Origin of the sequence: Streptomyces sp. NPDC093064 (assembly GCF_044754605.1) — a bacterium.
Lineage (GTDB): Bacteria > Actinomycetota > Actinomycetes > Streptomycetales > Streptomycetaceae > Streptomyces.
Genome location: NZ_JBIVPK010000020.1, coordinates 106,549 through 130,619, shown reverse-complemented (window position 1 = coordinate 130,619; position 24,071 = coordinate 106,549). Strand labels below are relative to the sequence as shown.

Here is a 24,071-nt window from a genome sequence, read left to right as displayed (position 1 = left end):
TCCTTGTGCGACCACTTTAGTTGAGCGTTGAACTTTCTGCCACCCCCAACAGAAGAAGCCCGGAGGGAATTCCCTCCGGGCTCCGGGCGGTGGCGTCCACGGCCGGCGCTAGCCGTACATCCGGCGCATCGCGAAGTCGACCATCTGCTCGACCGCCTTGGCGTCGAACACCATCCGGTGCTCGCCCTCCATGTCGAGCACGAAGCCGTAGCCGGTCGGCAGCAGGTCGATCACCTCGGCACCGGTGATCACGAAGTACTTGGACTCCTTGCCCGCGTACCGGCGCAGCTCCTTGAGCGAGGTGAACATCGGGATCACCGGCTGCTGGGTGTTGTGCAGCGCCAGGAACCCGGGATTGTCGCCGCGCGGGCAGTACACCTTGGAGGTCGCGAACACCTGCTGGAAGTCCTCGGCGGCCAGCTGCCCCGTGGTGAAGGCGCGCACCGCGTCCGCGAGCGAGGGCGGCGAGGGCTCGGGGTAGGCCGGAGCCTGCTGGCCGTAACCGCCGACACCGCCGGGCATCTGCTGCTGCGGAGGGACGTACCCCTGCTGTGCCGCCCCGCTGTCCATCGGCTGGCCGTATCCGTACATGAGCCACAGCGTACTGACCCGCACGAGGGCTCGGTCACACATGGCGGGATCGGGGTTGCTTCTTATTACCGACGGGTAGCATCATCGGAGCTACTAGTTGGTACGTGAACCAGATGCGAGGAGCCAGTGCCTCGCCGAGTCCTCGACGGGAGCCGTGGCCATGGGGCACTACAAGTCGAACCTCCGCGACATCGAGTTCAACCTCTTCGAAGTGCTCGGACGCGACAAGCTGTACGGCACCGGTCCGTTCGAGGAGATGGACGCCGACACCGCCAGGAGCGTCCTGGAGGAGCTGACCCGCCTGGCGGAGAACGAGCTGGCGGAGTCCTTCGTCGACGCCGACCGCAACCCGCCGGTGTTCGACCCCGAGACGAACACCGCGCCGGTGCCGGAGACCTTCAAGAAGAGCTACAAGGCCTTCATGGACTCCGAGTACTGGCGCCTGGGCCTGCCCGAGGAGATCGGCGGCACCACCGCTCCCCCGTCCCTGATCTGGGCCTACGCGGAGCTGATCCTCGGCGCCAACCCGGCGATCTGGATGTACTCCTCCGGCCCGGCGTTCGCCCGCATCCTCTTCGAGGAGGGCACCGAGGAGCAGCGGAAGATCGCCTCGATCGCGGTCGAGAAGACCTGGGGCTCCACCATGGTGCTCACCGAGCCCGACGCCGGCTCGGACGTCGGCGCCGGCCGCACGAAGGCGGTCCGGCAGGAGGACGGCTCCTGGCACATCGAGGGCGTGAAGCGCTTCATCACCTCCGGCGAGCACGACATGGAGGAGAACATCCTCCACTACGTCCTCGCCCGCCCCGAGGGCGCCGGCCCCGGCACCAAGGGCCTGTCCCTCTTCCTCGTGCCGAAGTACCTGTTCGACTGGGAGAACGGCGAGCTGGGCGAGCGCAACGGCGTCTACGCCACCAACGTCGAGCACAAGATGGGCCTGAAGGCCTCCAACACCTGCGAGATGACCTTCGGCGACCGCCACCCCGCCAAGGGCTGGCTGATCGGCGACAAGCACGACGGCATCCGCCAGATGTTCCGCATCATCGAGTTCGCCCGCATGATGGTCGGGACGAAGGCGATCTCCACGCTGTCCACCGGCTACCTGAACGCGCTGGAGTACGCCAAGGAGCGCGTCCAGGGTCCCGACCTGGCGAACTTCATGGACAAGTCCGCGCCCAAGGTCACCATCACGCACCACCCCGACGTGCGCCGCTCGCTGATGACGCAGAAGGCGTACGCCGAGGGCATGCGCGCCCTCGTCCTGCACACCGCCGCGGTCCAGGACACGATCGCGGTCAAGGAGGCGGGCGGCGAGGACGCCTCGGCCGAACACGCGCTCAACGACCTGCTCCTGCCCATCGTCAAGGGCTACGGCTCGGAGAAGGGGTACGAGCAGCTCGCCCAGTCGTTGCAGACCTTCGGCGGCTCCGGCTTCCTCCAGGAGTACCCGGTCGAGCAGTACATCCGGGACGCCAAGATCGACACCCTGTACGAGGGCACCACGGCCATCCAGGGCCAGGACTTCTTCTTCCGGAAGATCGTCCGCAACCAGGGCGCCGCGCTGAACTCGATCGCCGAGGACATCAAGGAGTTCCTGGCCCTCGGCACCGGCGGCGAGGACCTGGCCGGCGCCCGCGAGCACCTCGCCAGGGCCGCCGCCGAACTGGAGGCCCTCGTCGGCCTGATGCTGATCGGCCTCGCCGCCACCGAGAAGGACGTCAAGAGCATCTACAAGGTGGGCCTGAACACCACCCGCCTGCTGCTCGCCTCCGGTGACGTGATCGTCGGCCACCTGCTGCTCAAGGGCGCCGCGATCGCCACCGAGAAGCTTCAGACGGCCTCCTCGAAGGACCGGGCGTTCTACCAGGGCAAGATCGCGGCGGCGAAGTTCTTCGCGGCCAACGTCCTGCCGGGCGTCACCCTGGCCCGCAAGGTCGCCCAGAACGTGGACCTGGACCTGATGGAGCTGGACGAGGCCGCCTTCTAGGACGGTCCCGGCCCCGGCGCGCGCACCCACCCCCCACCTGCGCTCGCACCCCCCCACCTGCGCTCACCCCCCCACCCCCCACCCACGAGGGTCCGCTCCCGGCACCGGGAGCGGACCCTCGTGACGTCGTTAAGGTGAACCCATGAGTACAAGCCAGCGCTTCGACCGCGGCCACACCGACGACCTGATGTCCTTCCTGGCGGCGAGCCCGTCGCCGTACCACGCCGTGGCGAACACAGCCGAGCGGCTGGAGAAGGCCGGCTTCCGCCAGGTCTGCGAGACGGACGCGTGGGACGGCACGGCAGGCGGAAAGTACGTGCTGCGTGGCGGGGCGATCGTGGCCTGGTACGTCCCCGAGGGTGCCGCGCCGCACACTCCCTTCCGCATCGTGGGCGCGCACACCGACTCCCCCAACCTGCGGGTCAAGCCGCTGCCCGACACCGGGGCCCACGGCTGGCGCCAGGTCGCCGTGGAGATCTACGGCGGCCCGCTGATGAACTCCTGGCTCGACCGCGACCTGGGCCTGGCCGGCCGGCTCACGCTGCGCGACGGCTCCACCCGCCTGGTCAACGTCGACCGGCCCCTGCTGCGCGTCCCCCAGTTGGCGATCCACCTGGACCGCCAGGTCTCGGCGGAGGGCCTCAAGCTCGACAAGCAGCGGCACTTGCAACCGGTGTGGGGCCTGGGCGACGACGTCCGCGACGGCGACCTGATCGCCTTCCTCGAGGCGGAGGCGGGGCTCGCCGCGGGCGAGGTGGCCGGCTGGGACCTGATGACGCACTCCGTGGAGCCCCCCGCCTACCTGGGCCGGGACCGGGAGCTGCTGGCCGGCCCCCGGATGGACAACCTGCTGTCGGTGCACGCCGCCGCGGCGGCGCTCGCGGCCGTCACGGCGGGGTCGCCGGAGCTGCCGTACATCCCGGTGCTGGCCGCCTTCGACCACGAGGAGAACGGCTCCCAGTCGGACACCGGCGCGGACGGCCCGCTGCTCGGATCGGTGCTGGAGCGCTCGGTGTTCGCGCGCGGTGGGTCGTTCGAGGACCGGGCACGCGCCTTCGCCGGCACGGTCTGCCTGTCCTCCGACACCGGCCATGCCGTCCACCCCAACTACGCGGAGCGGCACGACCCGACCCACCACCCGCGCGCGGGCGGCGGTCCGATCCTCAAGGTCAACGTCAACAACCGCTACGCAACGGACGGTTCGGGACGCGCGGTATGGGCGGCGGCCTGCGAGAAGGCCGGCGTCCCCTTCCAGTCCTTCGTCTCCAACAACTCGATGCCGTGCGGCACGACCATCGGCCCGATCACCGCGGCCCGGCACGGCATCCGCACCGTCGACATCGGCGTGGCCATCCTGTCGATGCACAGCGCCCGTGAACTGTGCGCCGCCGACGACCCGTTCCTGCTGGCGAACGCGCTGGTGGCGTTCCTGGAGGGCTGAGCGGCACGGCCTCCCCCAAGCTCTCGGCTTCGCTCGAGCAGGGGGGAGGCTGCATCATCCTCATCGCCGTGGGAGCCATTCTCACGTTCGCGACCGACTGGCACATGCAGGGGGTCGACCTGCACGTGGTCGGCGTCATCCTGATGATCGTCGGCCTGATCGGCGTCACGACGTTCAGCAGCATCTACCGGCGCCGCCGCGTCATGGCGCCCCCCACCACGGTCGTCGAAGAGGACCGCCACCACCACGCACGCGACGGCTACGACGACGGCTACGGCATCTGAGCACGTGCCGAGCCGGTCCCGCGGCCACGGAACATGACGGACAGTCGGCCACAAGCTTGAGCATTCCGTTACGCGCACCTCCTTGTCGTGTTGTGTGAATTTCGTGAAGACTTGGCGCCCTTGGGCCCGTAGGGGAGAAACCGGGCGCCAAGCGACCATCACGACGGGGGACTCTGCCGTGCTCGACTTCGCCGCACGCGGCGGCGCCTTGGGTGCTGCGCCGACAGCGCGGCCACGACCCGCGGGCCGGCACGCCGCCCGCCGCGCGCACGCCGCCGAGGAGGAACCACCCGGCAGACCCCGGCTCGCGGTCCTGATCCCCGCCCACAACGAGCAGGACCGCGTCGCCGCCGCGATCGAGGGCCTGTGGCGGCAGAGCCGGCAGCCGGACCTGATCGTGGTCGTCGCCGACAACTGCACCGACGACACCGCCCAGATCGCCGTCGCGCACGGCGCGCAGGTCTTCCACACCCAGGGCAACACGCACAAGAAGGCAGGCGCCCTCAACCAGGCCATCGCCTGGGTGCTGCCCCACCTCGACGACCGGGACCTGCTGCTGGTGCAGGACGCCGACACCGTGCTCAACCCGTGGTTCGCCGAGACCGCCCTGGCCACCTTCAACCGCAAGGTCGGCGCCGTCGGCGGAGTCTTCTACGGCGAGGAGGGCGGCGGCCTGCTCGGTCTGCTCCAGCGCATGGAGTTCCACCGCTACGCCTGGGAGCTGGAGCGCACCGGGGGCAAGGCGCAGGTGCTCACCGGCACCGGCACCATGTTCCGGGCCCGGGTGCTGCGCGAGGTGCGGGCGGCCCGCCGCGCCGGTGTCATCGGCGGCGGCAGCGGCTACTACAGCCTCGCCTCCCTCACCGAGGACGACGAGATGACCAAGGCGGTCAAGACCCTCGGCTACCGCGCCATGTCGCCGGCGGGCTGTGCGGTCACCACCGAGGTCATGCCGACCCTGGGCAAGCTGTGGCACCAGCGGCTGCGCTGGCAGCGCGGCGCCCTGGAGAACCTCCGCGACTACGGCTGGACCCGCGTCACCGCCCGCTACTTCCTCCAGCAGTTCCTCATGGGGTTCGGCGCGCTGTCCTTCCTCGTCTACCTGACCTTCATGACCACGTCCATCGCCCTGTACGGCCCGCCGGGCCTGTCACCGGTGTGGACCTCGATCGGCCTGATCTTCGTCGTCGAGAAAGTCGTCTCCGTACGCCGCGCCGGCCCCCTGCCGATGCTGGTGGCGCTGCTGATGATCCCGGAGATGCTCTACGACCTCTTCCAGCACGCCGTCTACTTCTCCTCGCTGTGGGGCCTGCTGCGCCGCAGCGAGGAGAAGTGGGTGGCCACCTGACCCCTCATCCCGCGCCGCACCCGCGGCGCGGCCTCTTCACACCCGCACCAGAGCAAGGAGAACGACATGTACGGACGAGTCGTCGGCGCCGGCACCACCGGCGCCGGAGGCGCCACGCTGGCCGCCACCGGCGTGTGGATGAACAGCATGGCCATGATGGTCGCGGCCACCACCCTGGTGGCCGCGGGAGTGGCCCTGTTCAAGCTGGCGCCGCGCCCGCGGCGCCGCTAGACCCTGTCCCAGGGCCACTCGGCGATCAGCCTTCCGCGGTCTCGTCCATTCCGGCCAGGACGAGCGGCAGCCGGTCCGTCGCGCCCTCGGTGAGGCGGACCGGAACGCCCCAGTCCTGCTGGTGCACATGGCAGGCGGGGTACTCGTTCGCGGGGTCGTCGTCGCACGAGGCCGCCATCGCGGAGACGTGCAGGACACCCTCCGGGACGGCGGGGTTCAGCTCCAGTTCGCGGCACAGGTCGGTGTCCGCGCCCTCGCCCTTCAGCAGCAGCTCGGGCGGGGTCGAGGAGACCAGCAGCCGGGTCGACGGCCCGTACCGGGTGTCGAGCTTCTGACCCGCCGGGGCCTGGAAGATCACGTCCAGGCTCAGGCGGCCGGGGGCGACCTCCGTCGCCGCGCGCCGGGTGCGGTGGGCGACCGCCTCCACCCGTACCGCCTCCTCCGGCAGCCGCAGCCGGGTCAGCCGGTGCCGGGCCGACTCCACGACCACGATGTCCTCCCCGGCCAGCACGGCGTCGCTGGGCTCACGCAGGTCGGTGGCGAGGGTCGTGACCTCGCCGGTCGCCGGGTCGTAGCGGCGCAGGGCGTGGTTGTAGGTGTCGCTGACGGCGACCGAGCCGTCCGGCAGCGCGGTCACGCCCAGCGGATGCTGGAGCAGCGCCTGTCCGGCGGCTCCGTCCCGGTGCCCGAAGTCGAACAGCCCGGTGCCGACCGCCGTGTGGACGGCGCCGTCGAGATCCACCCAGCGCAGGGCGGACGTCTCGGAGTCGGCGAGCCACAGCCGGTCGGGCGTCGCCGCGAGGCCGGAGGGCTGCGCGAACCAGGCCTCCGCGCCGGGCCCGTCGACGAGCCCCTCGTTCGTGGTCCCGGCGCTGACGGCGACGGTACCCGCGGCCGGGTCGTAGGCCCACAGCTGGTGCACGCCCGCCATGGCGATCCACACCTTGCCGTTCCACCAGGCCACGTCCCAGGGCGAGGACAGCTTCACGTCCAGCGCGGGGCCGGACGTGGCCTCACCCTGCATCCACTGGTGTCCGGTACCGGCCAGGGTCGTGGTCTCACCCGTCTCCGGGTCGAAGCGCCGCAGGGCGTGGTTGACCGTGTCGGCGACCACGACGCTGCCGTCCGGCAGGAGTGCGAGACCCTGCGGCTCCTGGAACCGGGCCCGGTCCGGGCCGCCGTCGGCCATCCCCCGGCCGCCCTGGCCGATCCGCCGCACCACGGTCTCGCCGTCCTCCGCCAGCTCCACCAGCTGGTGCCGGGTGGTGTCGCTGACCAGGAAGTTCCCGGACGGCAGCAGCAGTGCCTTGCCCGGGAAGCGCAGGGTGGTGGGCTCCGGCTCCGGCGGCACGTACGGCCCGTCGCCGCGGCGCAGGGTGCCCTTCGCCTCGTGCTCGGCCTCCAGCTCCTCCACCAGCCGCTCGATCGCGTGCGCGTGCCCCTCGCCGGCGTGCTGCGCGACGATGTAGCCCTCCGGGTCGATGACGACCAGCGTCGGCCAGGCCCGTACCGCGTACTGCTTCCAGGTGGCGAGCTCCGGGTCGTCGAGCACCGGATGCTCCACCCCGTAGCGCTCCACCGCGTCGACCACCGCCTGGTGCTCCGCCTCGTGCACGAACTTCGGCGAGTGCACCCCGACGACCACGACCGTGTCCCGGTGCTTCTCCTCCAGCTCCCGCAGCTCGTCCAGGACGTGCAGGCAGTTCACGCAGCAGAACGTCCAGAAATCCACCACGACGCACTTGCCTCGCAGGTCGGCGAGCGTGAGGTTCTTCCCACCAGTGTTGAGCCAGCCGCCCTTGCCGATCAGCTCGGGGGCGCGTACGCGGGCGCGTCGGGGTGCCGTGTCGTTCATGGGACCAAGGGTGCCACCCGCCGGCGGCGGCCCGTCCGGCGCGGTGCCGTACTGGGCCCGTCGGACCACCGGCGGCGTCGCCGGGGCGGAGCCGGGGAAGCGGTGAGGACATGAGATTCCTCGTACGCGACCGGATTTTCGGCATCGGTGACGACTACTGGATCGAGGACGAGCACGGCCGCAAGGTCTTCCTCGTCGACGGCAAGGCGATGCGGCTGCGGGACACCTTCGAGCTGAAGGACGCCCACGGCCGGGTCCTGATCAACATCCACCAGAAGATGCTCGCGCTGCGGGACACGATGGTGATCGAGCGGGGCGGGGAGGCCCTGGCGAAGATCAGGCGCAAGCGGCTGTCGCTGCTGCGCAACCACTACCGGGTGTCCATGGTGGACGGCACCGAGCTCGACGTCAGCGGCAAGATCCTCGACCGGGAGTTCGCCGTCGAGTACGACGGCGAACTGCTCGCGGTGATCTCCCGGCGATGGCTGAGCGTCGTGGAGACCTACGGCGTCGACGTCGTGCGCGAGGACGCCGACCCGGCGCTGGTGATCGCGGTGGCCGTGTGCGTGATCCACCTGGCGGAGAAGGAACGCGAGGAGCGGTAGGCGCCGGGGAAGGATCCGCAGGCGCTAGGAGTCGTCCTGGCGGCGCGGCGGCTCCAGGCCGAGGACCCTGTCCTTCAGGGCCGGGAACTGGTCCCGGGTGGCCGGCACCCTCGCCGGGTCGAAGTCGACCGCGAGGACCTCCTCGCCGGGGCCGGCCTCGGCCAGCACGTCGCCCCAGGGGTCCACCACGATCGAGTGACCCGCCTGCGGAACTCCGGCGTGCGTCCCGGCCGTTCCACAGGCGAGCACGAAGGCCTGGTCCTCCACCGCCCGCGCCCGGGCCAGCAGCGTCCAGTGCGCACGCCGGCGCTCGGGCCAGCCCGCCGGGACCACCAGGGTCTGTGCCCCGGCGTCGACGAGCCCGCGGAAGAGTTCGGGGAAGCGGAGGTCGTAACAGGTCGCGAGGCCCAGGGTCGTGTCCGGCAGAGGGACCGTCACCAGTTCCCGCCCCGCGCTCATCAGCACGGCCTCGCCCTTGTCGAAGCCGAAGCGGTGGATCTTGCGGTAGACGGCGGCCAACTCGCCGGAGGGGGAGAAGACCAGGGAGGTGTTGTAGAGGGAGTCCGCGGCCGAGTGGCCGTCGGACGCGGCGCGTTCGGGGATCGAGCCTGCGTGCAGCCACACGCCCGCGTCGCTCGCCGCCTTGGCCATCGCCTCGTAGGTGGGACCCTCCAGCGGTTCGGCCTCGCGTTCGAACTCCTCGAAGGCGAAGGCCCCGGTGGTCCACAGCTCCGGCAGCACCACCAGGTCGGCCCCGGCCTGCTCGCACACCAGCGCAGCCGCCCGCCGACGCCGCGAATCGACCGATTCACCCTCGTTCACGGCAATCTGGATCAGCGAGGCGCGCACACTACCACCGTCCTGGCACTCGAGTCGTCCGGACAGGCCTACGATCGTCACACGAAAGCACTGCCGGGCTGCCTCACAGCAGCGTAACTTAGCGTTCCAAGACACCCGCCGACCGCTGCCACCTCCCACTGGCAATGCCATCACACCCGCCCGTGTACCGACCGCCGAGGGGTCCCGTTCCGTGAGTCTGCATCCCACCCTCCAGCCCTACGCCGATGCCTGGACCCACTCCGTCGAGGCGATATCGGAGCTGATGCAGCCCCTGGTGGAGGCCGATTGGAACCGGCGCACCCCGTGCCCGGGCTGGTCGGTCCGCGACATCGTGTCGCACATCATCGGCATGGACTGCGAGATGCTGGGCGACCCGCGGCCCATCCACGCGCTCCCGCGAGACCTGTTCCACGTCACCAACGAGCACCAGCGCTACATGGAGATGCAGGTCGACGTCCGCCGCCACCACACGTCGCCGGAGATGACCTCCGAGCTGGAGTACACGATCATCCGCCGCAACCGCCAGCTGCGGAACGAGTCCCGCGACCCCGGCACAAAGATGCGCGGCCCGCTCGGCGCGGAGATCACTCTCGAAGAGGCCATGCGCTACCGCGCCTTCGACATCTGGGTGCACGAGCAGGACCTGCGCGCGGCCCTCGGCCGCCCCGCCGACCTCGACTCGCCCGGCGCCCACGTCGCCCGGGACTACCTGCTGGCCGCACTGCCGGACGTGGTCGCGGTCAAGGCGGACGCCCCGCGCAGCTCGGCGATCGTCTTCGACGTGCACGGCCCGGTGGAGTTCCTGCGCACGATCCGCGTCGACATCCAGGGCCGCGGCACCCTGGAGACGGCCCCGGCCCTCGGCCCGGCGGCGACCCTCGCGCTCGACTGGGAGACCTACTTCCGCCTGGCCTGCGGCCGGGTCACCCCAGAAGCGGTCGCGGACCGTGTGAAGACCGAGGGCGACCTGGACCTGGCGGCGGCGATCCTGCGGAACTTCGTGGTGACGGCCTAGTGCCCCGGCAGGCAGCGTTTGCCCGTCAAGGAGCGGCGTCCGGTGCGTGTTCTGGGGGTCCCCCCTGCTCGAAGAGCTTGGGGGAGGCGAGTGGGGTCCCCCCTGCTCGAAGAGCTCGGGGGAGCGTGCCGGGCGTCGCGACGGGGTGAACGTTGCCTGTCGAGGCGCTAGGACCGTGGCCGCGGACAGACGTGCCTCCCCGGGGGCGAGCCGCCTCCCGGCCGCGGCGAGCGCACCGGACCCGGCCCCGCCTCGCGGCGGCGCAGGTCACCGTCACGCCGGCACGTGCACCGTCTCCACCCGGCTGGCGACCAGCCGCTCCCGCTCCCGCCGGGCCGCCCGCTTCCGCAGCCGCAGGATCTGGCTCACGCCCAGCGCCTGGAGCACGAACACCGCCGAGAAGGCGATCCGGTAGTCGTCCCCGGTCGCGTCCAGCAGCACGCCGATCGCGAACAGCGTCGTCATCGAGGCCACGAAGCCGCCCATGTTGGTGATGCCCGACGCCGTCCCCTGACGCTCCGCCGGATTCGCCGGCCGCGCGAAGTCGAACCCGATCATCGAGGCCGGACCGCACGCGCCGAGCACCAGGCACAGCACGACCAGCAGCCACATAGGCACCCGCCCGCCCGGATACGCCAGCGTCACCGCCCACATGCCCGAGGTCGCCGCCACCGTGCCGAGCGCGAGCGGCAGCCGCGCCGCGTGGTGCCGGGCGACGATCTGCCCGTACACGAGACCGACGGCCATGTTGGACACCACGACGAGCGTGAGCAGTTCACCCGCGTCCGCCCGCGACAGACCCTGGGCCTCGACCAGGAACGGCAGCCCCCACAGCAGCAGGAACACCATCGCCGGGAACTGCGTGGTGAAGTGCACCCACAGCCCGAGCCGCGTCCCGGGCTCCCGCCAGGCCGCGGCGATCTGCCGGCGTACGTACGCGGCGCCCAGGTGGGGCAGCGGCTCCGGTTCGTGGCCCTCCGGGTGGTCCTTGAGGAACAGCACCAGCAGCACCAGCACCACCGCTCCGGCCAGCGCGCTGCCCGCGAAGGCCGCCGTCCAGCCCACGCCGTGCAGCAGCCGGGCCAGCACCAGCGTGGACACCAGGTTGCCCGCCATTCCGGCCAGCCCGGCCAGCTGGGCGACCAGCGGCCCGCGCCGGGCGGGGAACCACCGGGTGCCCAGCCGCAGCACGCTGATGAACGTCATGGCATCCCCGCAGCCGAGCAGCGCACGCGAGGCGAGTGCGGTGCCGTACGACGGGGAGAACGCGAAGCCGAGCTGTCCGGCCGTGAAGAGCACGGCGCCGATGGCCAGCACCTTCTTGGTGCCGAGCCGGTCGACGAGCAGGCCGACCGGTATCTGCATGCCGGCGTAGACGAGGAGTTGGAGGATCGAGAACGTCGACAGCGCCGAGGCGCCCACGTGGAAGCGGTCGGCGGCGTCGAGTCCGGCGACACCCAGAGAGGTGCGGAAGATGACGGCGACGAAGTAGACGGCGACGCCGATGCTCCAGACGGCGACGGCGCGCCGGCCGCCGGGCGGATCACCGGGCAGGGAGGCCGGCGAGGACGACGAGCTCACCGGACCTCCCCCCGGGCGAGGTGGGAGAACCAGTTGACGTGCCGGTGCACGACGTCGACGGCCGCCTCCGCGTTCCCCGAGCGCAGCGCGTCCAGGATCTCCTCGTGCTCGGCGAGGGTCTTGGCGAGCCGGTCGGGGTGGGAGTGCATGACGGCGACGCCCATGCGCAGCTGCCGGTCGCGCAACTGGTCGTAGAGCCGGGACAGGATCTCGTTGCCGCCGCTGCGGACGATCTCGGCGTGGAAGCAGCGGTCGGTGACGGCGGCCGCGGCGAAGTCACCGGCGGCGGCCTGCTTCTTCTGCTTCTGGAGCAGTTCCTCGAGCCGCTCGATGAGCCCCGGCGGCGCGGGTACGGCCTTCCGGGCCGCGTGCTCCTCGACCAGTTGCCGGGTCTCGACCACGTCGGCGATCTCCTGCGCGGAGACCGGCAGGACGAGGGCCCCCTTCTTCGGGTAGAGCTTGATGAGCCCCTCGACCTCCAGCCGCAGCAGTGCCTCGCGCACGGGTGTGCGCGAGACCCCGACGGCCTCGGCCAGCTCCCCCTCGGTCAGCAGGGTGCCGCCCTCGTAACTGCGGTCCAGGACGGCTTGCTTGACGTGTGCGTACACGCGATCGGCGGCGGGGGGCTGTTTCACGGCCAGGCTCATGCCCACAGCATAGATACAACACGTACCCAAGGCCCGCCCCATCCAGCATGCGGACCACCCGGGCCCGATGGCCGAATCCACCCTGGAAGTCGCGCAACCATCCGCCCCAGCCGTGAGTCAGACAAGTGCGGCCCCACTTTGTGGGCTCTCAACTCTGCCGCACCGCAGAGGAATTCAACATAATCGGGGTACTTCACTTGAAAACCGGCATCCAGGGCATCCGTATCCGCAGAGCCACCGCAGTCGTCGTGACCACGAGCGCCGTGCTCGCCGCCGGGGCCCTCACCGCGGCACCCGCGCAGGCCGTCACCGCGCCGTCGATCGTGGCCAAGGGCGGCTACGTGATGGACGACGCGACCGGCAAGTCCCTCTACACCAAGACCGCGGACACCAAGCGCTCCACGGGCTCCACCACGAAGATCATGACCGCCAAGGTCGTGCTGGCCCAGCCGAATCTGAACCTCGACGCCAAGGTCACCATCCAGAAGGCGTACAGCGACTACGTCGTCAAGAACAACGCCTCGCAGGCCCACCTGATCGTCGGCGACAAGGTGACAGTCCGTCAGCTGCTGTACGGCCTGATGCTGCCCTCGGGCTGCGACGCCGCGTACGCGCTGGCCGACAAGTACGGTTCGGGCTCGACGCGGGACGCGCGCGTGAAGTCCTTCATCGGCAAGATGAACAGCAGCGCCAAGAGCCTCGGCATGACGAACACGCGCTTCGACTCGTTCGACGGCATCGGCAACGGCAGCAACTACTCGACGCCGCGCGACCTGACGAAGCTGGCGCGCAGCGCGATGAAGAACTCCACGTTCCGCACGATCGTGAAGACGAAGACGTACACGGCCAAGACCGTCACCAAGACGGGCAGCACCCGCACGATGGGCTCGTGGACGAACACGAACACGCTGCTCAACAGCTACAGCGGCGCGATCGGCGTGAAGACGGGCTCCGGTCCCGAGGCCGGCGCCTGCCTCGTCTTCGCCGCCACCAGGAACGGCAGGACCGTCATCGGCACGGTTCTGGCCTCCACCACGTACGCGCAGCGCGCGACGGACGCGACGAAGCTCCTGAACTACGGGTTCGCCCAGAAGGTCTGACACCCGCCCACCAGGCCGAAGGGCCCGCCGCTGACCTCAGCGGCGGGCCCTTTTCCTGTGCCCGCGTGTATGGATGGTGCTAGCATCATTAGCATCATGTTGCTGCGATTGGACAAGAGGGACACCCGGCCTCTGCACGAGCAGGTAGCCGGCGCCGTCAGGCGCGCCATCGCCGAGGGGGAATGCGGCCCGGGCGACCGGCTGCCGTCGGCGCGCGATCTCTCGCAGATGCTCGACATCAACATCAACACCGTCCTGCGCGGAATGCGCGGCCTGCGGGACGAGGGACTGCTGGAGTTCCGCCGGGGACGAGGAGTGACCGTGGCGGAGGGCGCGGACCGGCACTCGGGGCTGCGGATCCGGGTGCGTGAACTGGTGGCCGAGGCGGGCCGCCTGGGCTACAGCCCGAACGACCTCATCGAGATGATCAGGGGGACGCGGTGAACACCTCGAGCAGGCATGGAAACGGGACGCGCTGGGGAGCCGCCGTCTGGACGGCCGGTATCGCGGTCCTGATCGCCGCGCTGCCCTGGGCCGCGAGCAACCGGCTGCCGGACCGGTTGGCGACCCACTGGAAGGCATCCGCGGCCGACGGCTCGATGCCGCTGTGGGCGGCCTCGCTCGTCCCCACGCTGGTCTGGCTCGTGCTGGGCGTGGGCGTGGAGGTGCTGCGGCGGCGGGCCGGGGAGGACGGCCTGGCGGTGACGCGGCCGCGGGCGCTGGCCGGGCTGCTGTCGGCCGGTGTGCTCATCGTCGGTGGCCAGCTCTCCGTCGTGCGGGCGAACCTCGATCACACGGACTGGCACCAGGTGCGGCTGCCGATCGCGGGCATCGTCGTCTCGCTGGTGGCGGCGGTGCTCGCCGGGATCGCCGGCTGGCTGGTGGGCGCGCGGGGACGGGTCTCCGGCCCTGCGTCCCCGGGACGGAACGCCGACGGGCCCACGCTGGAGATCCCCGAGGGGCAGCGGGTGGTGTGGTTCTCGCGCACCACCAACCTCTGGCTGCACCTCGTCGCGGCCGTGACCGGAGTGGTGGCGGTGGCCGCCCTGGTCGCGCTCGTCGCCGGACTCGCCGGGCCCGGCGCGGGGTGGTCGCTGTTCGCCTCGTGCGCGGTCGCCTCCCTCGCGGGGGCCGGCTGCGCCTCGGTCCAGACGCGTGTGTCCCGGCGGGGCCTGGAAGTGGCCTTCGGCCCGCTCGGCTGGCCGGTACGGCGCTGGGCGCCCGACGCGATCGAGTCCGCCCGCGCCGAGAACCGTACGCCCGCGCAGGTCGGCGGCTGGGGGTACCGCTTCAGCGGCCTGGGCACCACGGTCATGCTGCGGGCCGGGGAGTGCCTGGTGATCCGGGCCCGGGGCAGCCGGAGCGACTTCGCGGTCAGCGTGGACGACGCCGAACGCGGAGCCGCCCTCCTGAACGCACTGCGCACCCACCAGCCGAGCTGACACCACCGCAAACGCCGGGGCGGCGCACCTCCGTGAGAGGTGCGCCGCCCCGTTTTCGCCGTAGACCGCCAGGCCGCCAGGCCGCTAGGCCCAGGTGATCAGTCGCTTCGGCTGTTCCAGGATCGCGGCCACGTCGGCCAGGACCTTGGAGCCGAGTTCGCCATCGACCAGGCGGTGGTCGAAGCTGAGCGCCAGCGTGGTGACCTGGCGGGGCTTGACCTTGCCCTTGTGGACCCACGGCTGGAGCTTGATCGCGCCGACGGCGAGGATCGCGGACTCGCCGGGGTTGAGGATCGGCGTGCCGGTGTCGACGCCGAAGACGCCGACGTTGGTGATCGTCACCGTGCCGCCCTGCATGGCCGCCGGGGACGTCCTGCCCTCGCGTGCCGTGGACACCAGCTCGCCGAGCGCCTCCGCGAGCTGCGGCAGCGTCTTGACGTGGGCGTCCTTGACGTTCGGGACGATCAGGCCGCGCGGGGTCGCCGCCGCGATGCCCAGGTTGACGTAGTGCTTCTGGACGATCTCCTGAGCCGCCCCGTCCCAGGACGCGTTGATCTCCGGGTTGCGCTTGATGGCGACCAGCAGGGCCTTGGCGATCAGCAGCAGCGGGTTGACCCGCAGCCCCTGCATCTCCTTGTCCTGCTTGAGCTCCTCGACCAGCTTCATCGTGCGCGTCACGTCCACCGTCACGAACTCCGTGACGTGCGGGGCCGTGAACGCCGAGCCGACCATCGCCGCCGCCGTCGCCTTGCGGACGCCCTTGACGGGGATACGGGTCTCACGCGCCCCGTCGTAGCTCGCGGCGGGAGCCGGAGCCGCGGCCACCGGGGCCACCGCCGCCGGCGCCTCGGGGGCCGTGGGCGCGGCCGGTGCCGCCACCGCCGCGTGCACGTCCTCGCGCGTGATGATGCCGTCCGGGCCGGACGGCACGACCGTGGCGAGGTCCACGCCCAGGTCCTTGGCCAGCTTGCGCACCGGAGGCTTGGCCAGCGGGCGGGGCCCGGCGGTCGCCGCGGCAACCGCCGGCGCCGCGGCGCCGTGGCCGTTCAGCTCCGGCCGGGGTGCCGTCGCCGCCGGGGCGGCCGCGGCCTCCGGGCCCTTGCGTGGACGGCGCTTGGTGGAGGACGCCGAGACGCCGTAGCCCACGAGCACCGGCCGGCGGCCCTGCGGCTTCTCCTCCCCGTCCGTGTGCGGCTCGGTCTTCGACTCGGCCACCGGAGCGGCCTGCGCCGGGACCTCGGCCGGCGCCGCGCCCGCCACCTGCACCGCGATGATGGACGTGCCCACGTCCACCGTGGTGCCCTCGGCGAAGTGCAGCTCGCGCACCACCCCGTCGTAGGGGATGGGCAGTTCGACGGCCGCCTTGGCGGTCTCGACCTCGCAGACCACCTGGCCGTCGGTGACCGTGTCACCGGGCTGGACGTACCACTTGAGGATCTCCGCCTCGGTCAGGCCCTCGCCGACATCCGGCATCTTGAACTCACGCACGGACCCATCGGTCATCGTCGTCACGAACCTCTCCCTCAGTACGCCAGCGAGCGGTCGACGGCGTCGAGCACGCGGTCCAGGTCCGGCAGGTAGGACTCCTCCAGGCGGGCCGGCGGGTACGGGGCGTGGTAGCCGCCGACCCGCAGCACGGGGGCCTCCAGGTGGTAGAAGCAGCGCTCGGTGATCCGGGCGGCGATCTCCGCGCCGGAGCCGAAGAACACCGGCGCCTCGTGGACGACGACGAGGCGGCGGGTCCGCTCCACCGAGGCCTGGATGGCGTCGAAGTCGATCGGGGAGACCGAGCGCAGGTCCAGGACCTCCAGGGACTTGCCCTCCTCGGCGGCCGCGGCGGCGACCTCCTGGCAGAGCTTCACCATCGGGCCGTAGGCCGCCAGGGTCAGGTCCGTGCCCTCGCGGACGACCTGCGCCTTGTGCAGCGGGTTCGGGATGGCCTCCGTGTTGACCTCGGCCTTGTCCCAGTAGCGCCGCTTGGGCTCGAAGTAGATCACCGGGTCGTCGCTCTGGATGGCCTGCTGCATCATCCAGTACGCGTCCGACGCGTTGGAGGGGCTGACGACCTTCAGGCCCGCCACGTGCGCGAACAGCGCCTCGGGGGACTCCGAGTGGTGCTCGACCGCGCCGATGCCGCCGCCGTAGGGGATGCGGATGACGACCGGGAGCTTGACCTTGCCCAGCGAGCGGGCGTGCATCTTCGCGAGCTGCGTGACGATCTGGTCGTACGCCGGGAAGACGAAGCCGTCGAACTGGATCTCGACCACCGGGCGGTAGCCGCGCAGGGCGAGGCCGATCGCGGTGCCGACGATGCCGGACTCGGCGAGCGGGGTGTCGATGACGCGGCTCTCGCCGAAGTCCTTCTGGAGGCCGTCCGTCACCCGGAACACACCGCCGAGCTTGCCGACGTCCTCGCCCATGACGAGGACCTTGGGGTCGTTGTCCAGGGCGCGGCGCAGCGATTCGTTGATCGCCTTGGCCAGGGCCATCTTCTCAGCAGCCATGATCAAACCCCCTCTACGTCCGCGAACGACGCCTGGTAGGCGGCGAACTGGGCTCGCTCCTCGTCGACGAGCGCGTGCCCGTCCGCGTACACGTTCTCGAAGATGGCGAAGAGGTCCGGGTCGGGCATGGCGCGGACCGCTTCGCGCACTCGTTTGCCCAACGCCTCGCTCTCGGTCTCGAGTTCCTCGAAGAATCCCTCGTCCGCGTGGTTTGCGGCCTCCAGGTGGCGGCGAAGGCGCAGGATCGGGTCCTTCGCCTCCCAGGCCAGACGCTCCTCGTCCCCCCGGTAGCGGGTGGGGTCGTCGGAGGTGGTGTGGGCGCCCATGCGGTAGGTGTACGCCTCGACCAGGGTGGGGCCCTCGCCGCTGCGGGCGCGCTCCAGCGCCCACTTGGTGACGGCCAGGCAGGCCAGTACGTCGTTGCCGTCGACGCGGACGCCGGGGAAGCCGAAGCCCGCCGCGCGCTGGTAGAGCGGGACGCGGGTCTGCTTCTCGGTCGGCTCGGAGATCGCCCACTGGTTGTTCTGGCAGAAGAACACCACGGGGGCGTTGTAGACCGCGGAGAAGGTGAAGGCCTCGGCCACGTCGCCCTGGCTGGAGGCGCCGTCGCCGAAGTAGGCGATGACCGCGGAGTCGGCGCCGTCCTTGGCGACGCCCATCGCGTAGCCGGTGGCGTGCAGCGCCTGGGAGCCGATGACGATCGTGTAGAGGTGGAAGTTGTTGCCGTTGGGGTCCCAGCCGCCGTTGTTCACACCCCGGAACATGCCGAGCAGGTTGGTCGGATCCACCCCGCGGCACCAGGCGACGCCGTGCTCACGGTAGGTCGGGAAGACGTAGTCGTCCTCGCGGGTGGCGCGGCCGGAGCCGATCTGGGCGGCCTCCTGGCCGAGCAGCGAGGCCCACAGCCCCAGTTCGCCCTGGCGCTGCAGGGCGGTGGCCTCGGCGTCGAAGCGGCGGGTGAGCACCATGTCGCGGTACAGGCCGCGAAGCTCCTCGGCGGTGATGCCGGCGACGTACTTGTCGTACTCGGCGTTCTTGACGCGCTTGCCCTCGGGCGTCAGCAACTGCACGAGTTCGGGGTCGGCGCTCTTCTTGGCACCGGTACGCCGCCCGGTGCCGGCGGCTTTCGCGCCGGTCGCGCCGGCCTTGCTTCCGGCGCTGCGTCGCGATGTGCGCGCGGCAGTGCTCTCCACGGTCACGTGTGCTCCTCCGTCGGTCCGGCCCCGGGGTTGCCGGTAGCCAGTGCGGCTCACCTGTTCCGGACCACCGGGCACGGGGTGGGTGCCGCTCGGCCGGGAACAGGCGTGACAGGTGCCCCGGCGAGCGCCCTGCAGCAGTCACGTTACCCAGTGCTCCACATTTCTGGGAAACCCCTCCTGACCTGGGCGTTTCCTTGGATTTCCAAGTATTTTCACTTGGACGTCCAAGTACCTCGCCGGACAGTCGGGGCAGCCGCTGGTCACAGCCGTGCAGGGGGGCCGGAACACCGGCACGTTATCCCGGCCACCCCTGAGTCGGGAAGGGTCGGCGAATGGCCGGAACTGGTCTTGATGGATGACCCCGCACGGGGGACGGCGAAACAGGACCCGCAGGGCGGTGACAAGGAATGCCGCCGAGGGCGTACCGGGCGCACGGCGGGCGGCGTCGGGACGGCATCACGACCTCATGTGACCGAAAGCGACCGTTGGCGACTGTCTGTGACAAATCCCAGCTCACAGCCTCCGCCGGTGCCCTAGCATCTGGCGCGTGCCGCGCCCATGTGTACCACCCCCCGTGCCCCACGCGCCCCCTCTGAGCGCCTTGCTGCGCCAGTACGCCGCCGGTTCCGCCCTCACCTGCGAGCCCGTCGACCAGGGTCTGCTCAACCGCGGCTACCGGCTGTGCACGACCCGCGGCCGTTATTTCCTCAAGCACCACTTCGATCCGGACACCGCCGACCCCACCGCCATCGCGCGCCAGCACCGGGCCACCCAGCGTCTGGCAGACCTCGGGGTCCCGGTGGCGCCGCCGCTCACCGGCCGCGACGGGCGCACGGTCGCCGTGGTCGGCGGCCACGCCTACGCCCTGCACCCCTGGATCGACGGCCGGCACCGGCACGGCGGGCAGCTCACCACCAAGCAGTGCGCCCGTCTGGGGGCGCTGCTGGGAGCCGTGCACGCGTGCCTGGAGCAGGTGATGCCGCCCAAGGGCCGCACCCGCCCCGCCGCGAGTCCCCACCCCGTGGAGAGCGCCGATCCCGCCGACACCTTCACGCTGATCGACGACCTGCTCGGGCACGTCCGCCGCCACCGGCCCCCGGACGCCTTCGACGAACTGGCCCGGCACCGGCTCCTGGAGCGGCGCGCGCTCCTGGAACGGCACGCGGACCGGCGTCCGCCGCCCGGCGGGCCCGTCGGCTGGGTGCACGGCGACTTCCACCCCTTCAACCTGCTCTACCAGGGGGACGCCCCCGCCGCGATCGTCGACTGGGACCGGCTCGGTGTGCAGCCCCGCGCGGAGGAGGCGGTGCGCGCCGCCGCGATCTTCTTCGTCCGGCCCGCCGGCACCCTGGACCTGCCGAAGGTCAGGGCGTACGCGCGCGCGTACCGGCGGGCGGCCGGCGCCACCCCGTCGGAGCTCGCGGCGGCCGTGCACCGCGTGTGGTGGGAGCGCCTGAACGACTTCTGGATGCTGCGCTGGCACTACGAGCGCGGCGACACCCGCGCGGACCCGCAGTTCCCGGCCGCCTCGGCGCTCGCGGTGTGGTGGACGCGGGAGTACGGCACGGTGTGCGGCGCGTTCGCGGAGTGACGCCGAAGGGGCCGGGAAACACCACGCGCGCGTGGGGCCCGTACGGCCTCACGCGCGCGCGAAGGATGCTCGGTTCGCGGCGGGACTCAGTTGCCCCCGACGGGGTTCCCCGCCGCCCCCGCGGCGGTGCCGACGGGGTCGCCACTACCGCCACCGCCAACGTCCCCGGAGCCGTCGCCCGGACCGCCGCTCGTGTCCGCGGGCGTCGACGCAGGCGGGGGGTCGGCCGGTTCGCTGGAGGTCTGCGGGTCGGACTGCTCGTTGGAGGGCTGTTGGCCGGACGGCTCCGACGGGGTCCACGACGGCCGGTACGACGGCGTGTGCTTCCAGCCGCCCCCACCGGAGCCGTAGTTCCGGTCCGTCGAGGTGTCCGACGGCTGCTCGTTCGACGAGTCGCTCGGGGTGGTGCTGGGCTGCGCGTCGTCGGTGGACTGGGTGTTCGACGGCGACTTGGTGGTGTCGACGCCGGTGCCGGTGTCGCCACCGGTCTTCTGCAGCGCCAGTGCCACGCCCGCGGCGATGGCGATCACCGCGAGGACGGCCAGGATCCACAGCTTGCCGCGGCCGCTGCCCCTGTTGCCGTGCCCCTCGAAGCCGCCGTCGTCGGAGTTGCCGTATCCGGCGGGCAGGATCGGCTGGGGGATCTGCGTGGTGCCGGAGCCGAGGTCGGCCTGGTGCGGCATCGCGGTCGTGCCCGCGTAGCCGGCCGCCGGGGTGTGCCGGCCGTCGTGCGCCTCGACCGGGCCGGTGTGCCAGGTGCCGGTGTGGCCGCCCTGGTCGTACAGCATCTGCAGCCCGTACTGGATCAGCCCGCGCATCTCCTCGGCGGTCTGGAAACGATCGTCGGGCTCCTTGGCCAGCGAGCGCATGACCAGGCCGTCGAGCTCCGGCGGGCAGGTTCCGCCGGGGACCTGCGACGGCGGCACCGGCATGTCCTGGACGTGCTGGTAGACCACCGACAGCGGGGTCTCGCCGGTGAACGGGGGCCGCAGCGCGAGGAGTTCGTACAGCAGGCAGCCCGTGGCGTACAGGTCGGAGCGGTAGTCGACGGCCTTGCCGAGGGCCTGTTCCGGGGAGAGGTACTGCGGAGTGCCCATGACCATGCCGGTCTGCGTCATCGTCGTGGACGCCCCGTGCAGGGCGCGGGCGATGCCGAAGTCCATCACCTTCACGGCGCCGTTGTCGGTGATGATGACGTTGGCCGGCTTGATGTCGCGGTGCACGATGCCGTGCTGGTGCGAGTAGGCCAGCGCCTCCAGGACGCCGGAGACGATGATCAGCGCCTGCTCCGGGCCGGGCGCCTCGGCGTTGAGCAGCAGATCGCGGATGGTGCGGCCTTCGACCAGCTCCATCACGATGTACGGCACGGCCTGGCCGCCCGCCTGGTCCTCGCCGGAGTCGTACACGGCGACGATCGCGTGGTGGTTGAGCCCGGCCACCGACTGGGCCTCACGTGTGAACCGGGCCTTGGAGACGGGGTCCTCGGCCAGGTCGGCACGGAGCAGCTTGACCGCCACGGTCCGCCCGAGGCGCACGTCCTCGGCGGCGAACACCTCGGCCATGCCGCCCCGGCCGAGTCTGTGCGTCAGCCGGTACCGACCGTCGCCGACCAGGCCGTCGTTGCCCCACATCTCCGGCGCGTCCGACATACCGCCGCCACTCGCCTCGGGGTCGGACGGGCCCTGGGCGCGATGCTGCTGTGCCATCAGTCCTCGCCGTCGTTTCTGCCCGCGGTGCGCGCGGTGTTGTCACGGTCTCCGTCGGCCACGCTACAGGCTTCGCGGGGACCGCCGGTCCAGGATCGTCGCGGCGAGCACCGCCGGAACCGGCCCGAGACGGACCGGCCATGAAACCCCGTGCGGGTGCCGTGGTGCAAATTCCGTGTACCGGCCGTACGCCTGCTGTAACGCTTCCGCGACGCTTCTTTCGCGTACGGTCACGGAACGGGCACCGAGCTTGACGTGTCAGTGCCCTGGGGCAGACTTGGCCGGGAATGACTCATTCGATCAACGAGGGCGCCGGACGGCCTAGTGGGGGACGCGCAGACATGAGCCAGGACGGCGCACACGGCCAGTACGCGGGACGGGCACTGGCCGGCGGCCGCTACCAGCTGCGCGACCTGCTCGGCGAGGGCGGCATGGCCTCGGTGCACCTCGCCTACGACTCCGTGCTCGACCGCCAGGTCGCGATCAAGACACTCCACACCGAACTCGGCCGCGAACAGGCCTTCCGCGAGCGGTTCCGCCGCGAGGCCCAGGCAGTGGCCAAGCTCACGCACACCAACATCGTCTCGGTCTTCGACACCGGCGAGGACGATGTGGACGGCATGGCGACGCCGTACATCGTCATGGAGTACATCGAGGGCCGCCCCCTCGGCTCGGTGCTGGAGGAGGACATCCGGCAGCAGGGCGCGATGCCCGCCGACAAGGCCCTGAAGATCACCGCGGACGTGCTCGCCGCGCTGGAGATCAGCCACGAAATGGGCCTGGTCCACCGCGACATCAAGCCCGGCAACGTGATGATGACCAAGCGCGGCGTGGTCAAGGTCATGGACTTCGGCATCGCCCGCGCCATGCAGTCCGGCGTGACGTCGATGACGCAGACCGGCATGGTCGTCGGCACCCCGCAGTACCTCTCGCCGGAGCAGGCGCTCGGCCGGGGCGTGGACGCGCGGTCCGACCTGTACTCGGTCGGCATCATGCTGTTCCAACTGGTCACCGGGCGGCTGCCGTTCGATGCGGACTCGCCCCTGGCCATCGCGTACGCGCATGTGCAGGAGGAGCCGGTGGCGCCCTCCTCGATCAACCGCTCGCTTCCTCCGGCGGTGGACGCGCTGGTCGCCCGCGCGCTGAAGAAGAACCCCAACGAGCGCTTCCCCAGCTCCGAGTCCATGCGCGACGAGTGCCTGCGCGTGGCGGCCTCCTTCCAGGCGGCCGCGCCCAGCATCGTCCCCGGCGCCCACACGCCGAGCGGCGCGGGCGTCGGCTCGGCCGTCTTCCCGCCCGTCGACCAGACGTCCCCGGTCCCCCAGGGCCATGTGCAGACGCCGTACCAGCCGGCCCCTACACCCAATCCCTACAGCACCGGCGCCCCCACGCCCGCGAGCTACGGCTACCCGCAGCAGCCCGGCTACCAGACGCCCGTCGCGTCGCCGTACGCGCAGCAGCAGGCGCCGACCCCGCCGCCGTACGCCGCCTCGCCCCAGCACACGCCCCCGCCGGGCGGCGGCCGGAGCACCAGGCCCGTGGTCATCGGGTCGATCGCCGTCGCCGCCGTCGCGGTGGTCGGCCTGATCGTCGCGCTGGGCCTGAACAGCGGCGGCGGCAACAACGCCAAGGGCGGGGAAAGCAGCGCGAGCGCGTCCGCCGTGGTGGTCGAGGGCCACCGCGGGCCGGACACCTCGAAGACGATCGACGTCAACGACTGCAAGGAGCCGCGGGAGGCGTACAACGACCCGGACAAGATCAGGCTGCCGAACTTCCGGTACAAGAACCTCGGGTCGGTCAAGGAGTGCCTCCAGGCCGCGGGCTGGAAGCTGAAGCCGATCGACGTCAACGAGAACACGTACGGCCAGGACACGGTCATGAACCAGTACCCCGCAGCCGACACGGACGTCGACCCGAACAACATGCCGGTGATCCAGCTCTACGTCTCGACCGGCAACCCCGAGTCGTCCTGACCGTCACCGTCCCCTCCGGCTCCCGTCGAGCACGGCGGGCGGTCCCGTGAGAAGCGCGGTCCCGTACGAAGAAGGCCCCGGCAGTACGGCTGCCGGGGCCTTGTCACGTCCGCGCTACAGGGACAGATGCG

General features: G+C 71.3%; 21 protein-coding genes. 12 read left to right on the top strand and 9 right to left on the bottom strand.

Annotated elements, in window-relative coordinates:
• Positions 1-108: 108 nt before the first annotated feature.
• The gene (locus ACIQFZ_RS23960) at positions 109-591 is read right to left on the bottom strand and encodes an SseB family protein (protein ID WP_141366432.1); all 483 of its coding nucleotides are present in this window, start codon (positions 589-591) and stop codon (positions 109-111) included.
• Between the two features lie 160 nt (positions 592-751).
• Between ACIQFZ_RS23960 and ACIQFZ_RS23955 the strand changes: the two genes are divergently transcribed.
• The 5 genes from ACIQFZ_RS23955 to ACIQFZ_RS23935 all read left to right on the top strand — a co-directional run bounded on the left by ACIQFZ_RS23955 (position 752) and on the right by ACIQFZ_RS23935 (position 5,882).
• Positions 752-2,578 (top strand): acyl-CoA dehydrogenase, encoded by a 1,827-nt coding sequence (locus ACIQFZ_RS23955; protein WP_402692089.1) that lies wholly within the window; start codon positions 752-754, stop codon positions 2,576-2,578.
• A gap of 142 nt (positions 2,579-2,720) precedes the next feature.
• Entirely contained in the window at positions 2,721-4,019 is a 1,299-nt protein-coding gene (locus tag ACIQFZ_RS23950) for a M18 family aminopeptidase (protein WP_383057572.1), read from the top strand.
• Positions 4,016-4,303, top strand: coding sequence for a DUF6458 family protein (locus ACIQFZ_RS23945; protein ID WP_402692092.1), 288 nt, complete (start codon positions 4,016-4,018; stop codon positions 4,301-4,303). Before ACIQFZ_RS23950 ends, ACIQFZ_RS23945 begins: the two co-directional genes overlap by 4 nt.
• Before the next feature lie 178 nt (positions 4,304-4,481).
• Positions 4,482-5,651: a glycosyltransferase family 2 protein gene (locus tag ACIQFZ_RS23940; RefSeq protein WP_365436496.1), complete on the top strand. Its 1,170-nt coding sequence runs from the start codon at positions 4,482-4,484 to the stop codon at positions 5,649-5,651.
• Between the two features lie 66 nt (positions 5,652-5,717).
• Positions 5,718-5,882 (top strand): hypothetical protein, encoded by a 165-nt coding sequence (locus ACIQFZ_RS23935; protein WP_172632907.1) that lies wholly within the window; start codon positions 5,718-5,720, stop codon positions 5,880-5,882.
• Between the two features lie 25 nt (positions 5,883-5,907).
• Here ACIQFZ_RS23935 and ACIQFZ_RS23930 read toward each other — a convergent pair whose 3' ends face one another.
• Positions 5,908-7,737, bottom strand: a complete 1,830-nt coding sequence (locus ACIQFZ_RS23930; protein ID WP_402692088.1) for an NHL domain-containing thioredoxin family protein — start codon at positions 7,735-7,737, stop codon at positions 5,908-5,910.
• A 110-nt stretch (positions 7,738-7,847) separates the two neighbouring features.
• Between ACIQFZ_RS23930 and ACIQFZ_RS23925 the strand changes: the two genes are divergently transcribed.
• Complete coding sequence (locus ACIQFZ_RS23925) at positions 7,848-8,342, top strand: LURP-one-related family protein (protein WP_365430781.1); 495 nt, start codon at positions 7,848-7,850, stop codon at positions 8,340-8,342.
• 24 nt (positions 8,343-8,366) lie between these two features.
• Here ACIQFZ_RS23925 and ACIQFZ_RS23920 read toward each other — a convergent pair whose 3' ends face one another.
• Entirely contained in the window at positions 8,367-9,191 is an 825-nt protein-coding gene (locus tag ACIQFZ_RS23920) for a carbon-nitrogen family hydrolase (protein ID WP_402692087.1), read from the bottom strand.
• 181 nt (positions 9,192-9,372) lie between these two features.
• On the opposite strand from ACIQFZ_RS23920, the gene ACIQFZ_RS23915 reads away from it, so the two are divergent.
• Positions 9,373-10,197 (top strand): maleylpyruvate isomerase family mycothiol-dependent enzyme, encoded by an 825-nt coding sequence (locus ACIQFZ_RS23915; protein ID WP_365430785.1) that lies wholly within the window; start codon positions 9,373-9,375, stop codon positions 10,195-10,197.
• A gap of 273 nt (positions 10,198-10,470) precedes the next feature.
• Here ACIQFZ_RS23915 and ACIQFZ_RS23910 read toward each other — a convergent pair whose 3' ends face one another.
• Together ACIQFZ_RS23910 and ACIQFZ_RS23905 are read right to left on the bottom strand one after the other, a co-directional pair.
• Positions 10,471-11,778, bottom strand: coding sequence for an MFS transporter (locus ACIQFZ_RS23910; protein ID WP_365430787.1), 1,308 nt, complete (start codon positions 11,776-11,778; stop codon positions 10,471-10,473).
• Entirely contained in the window at positions 11,775-12,425 is a 651-nt protein-coding gene (locus ACIQFZ_RS23905; protein WP_365430789.1) for a GntR family transcriptional regulator, read from the bottom strand. Before ACIQFZ_RS23905 ends, ACIQFZ_RS23910 begins: the two co-directional genes overlap by 4 nt.
• Positions 12,426-12,622: 197 nt before the next feature.
• Here ACIQFZ_RS23905 and ACIQFZ_RS23900 point away from each other — a divergent pair, with 197 nt between their 5' ends.
• From ACIQFZ_RS23900 to ACIQFZ_RS23890, 3 genes are all read left to right on the top strand, one after another.
• Positions 12,623-13,525 carry a D-alanyl-D-alanine carboxypeptidase gene (locus tag ACIQFZ_RS23900; RefSeq protein ID WP_365430791.1) on the top strand — a complete coding sequence of 301 codons (903 nt, stop codon included), beginning with the start codon at positions 12,623-12,625 and terminating at the stop codon, positions 13,523-13,525.
• A gap of 96 nt (positions 13,526-13,621) precedes the next feature.
• On the top strand, positions 13,622-13,969 hold the full coding sequence (locus tag ACIQFZ_RS23895) for a GntR family transcriptional regulator (protein ID WP_402692086.1): 348 nt from the start codon (positions 13,622-13,624) through the stop codon (positions 13,967-13,969).
• Positions 13,966-14,967, top strand: coding sequence for a DUF1648 domain-containing protein (locus ACIQFZ_RS23890; RefSeq protein ID WP_365774781.1), 1,002 nt, complete (start codon positions 13,966-13,968; stop codon positions 14,965-14,967). Before ACIQFZ_RS23895 ends, ACIQFZ_RS23890 begins: the two co-directional genes overlap by 4 nt.
• Positions 14,968-15,051: 84 nt before the next feature.
• Here the strand turns inward: ACIQFZ_RS23890 and ACIQFZ_RS23885 are convergent, their stop codons facing one another.
• Genes ACIQFZ_RS23885 through pdhA form a run of 3 tightly spaced genes read right to left on the bottom strand, consistent with a single transcriptional unit; the run spans position 15,052 to position 18,670 of the window.
• Positions 15,052-16,479 carry a dihydrolipoamide acetyltransferase family protein gene (locus tag ACIQFZ_RS23885; RefSeq protein ID WP_402692085.1) on the bottom strand — a complete coding sequence of 476 codons (1,428 nt, stop codon included), beginning with the start codon at positions 16,477-16,479 and terminating at the stop codon, positions 15,052-15,054.
• 11 nt (positions 16,480-16,490) lie between these two features.
• Positions 16,491-17,471 carry an alpha-ketoacid dehydrogenase subunit beta gene (locus ACIQFZ_RS23880; protein WP_365429512.1) on the bottom strand — a complete coding sequence of 327 codons (981 nt, stop codon included), beginning with the start codon at positions 17,469-17,471 and terminating at the stop codon, positions 16,491-16,493.
• A gap of 2 nt (positions 17,472-17,473) precedes the next feature.
• Positions 17,474-18,670 carry a pyruvate dehydrogenase (acetyl-transferring) E1 component subunit alpha gene (pdhA, locus tag ACIQFZ_RS23875; protein ID WP_365429515.1) on the bottom strand — a complete coding sequence of 399 codons (1,197 nt, stop codon included), beginning with the start codon at positions 18,668-18,670 and terminating at the stop codon, positions 17,474-17,476.
• A 574-nt stretch (positions 18,671-19,244) separates the two neighbouring features.
• Here pdhA and ACIQFZ_RS23870 point away from each other — a divergent pair.
• Positions 19,245-20,261, top strand: coding sequence for a phosphotransferase (locus ACIQFZ_RS23870; RefSeq protein ID WP_365429518.1), 1,017 nt, complete (start codon positions 19,245-19,247; stop codon positions 20,259-20,261).
• Positions 20,262-20,347: 86 nt separating this feature from the next.
• Here ACIQFZ_RS23870 and ACIQFZ_RS23865 read toward each other — a convergent pair whose 3' ends face one another.
• Complete coding sequence (locus ACIQFZ_RS23865; protein ID WP_365429521.1) at positions 20,348-21,967, bottom strand: protein kinase domain-containing protein; 1,620 nt, start codon at positions 21,965-21,967, stop codon at positions 20,348-20,350.
• Between the two features lie 341 nt (positions 21,968-22,308).
• Here ACIQFZ_RS23865 and ACIQFZ_RS23860 point away from each other — a divergent pair, with 341 nt between their 5' ends.
• Positions 22,309-23,940, top strand: coding sequence for a protein kinase (locus ACIQFZ_RS23860; protein WP_402692084.1), 1,632 nt, complete (start codon positions 22,309-22,311; stop codon positions 23,938-23,940).
• Positions 23,941-24,071: the final 131 nt, after the last annotated feature.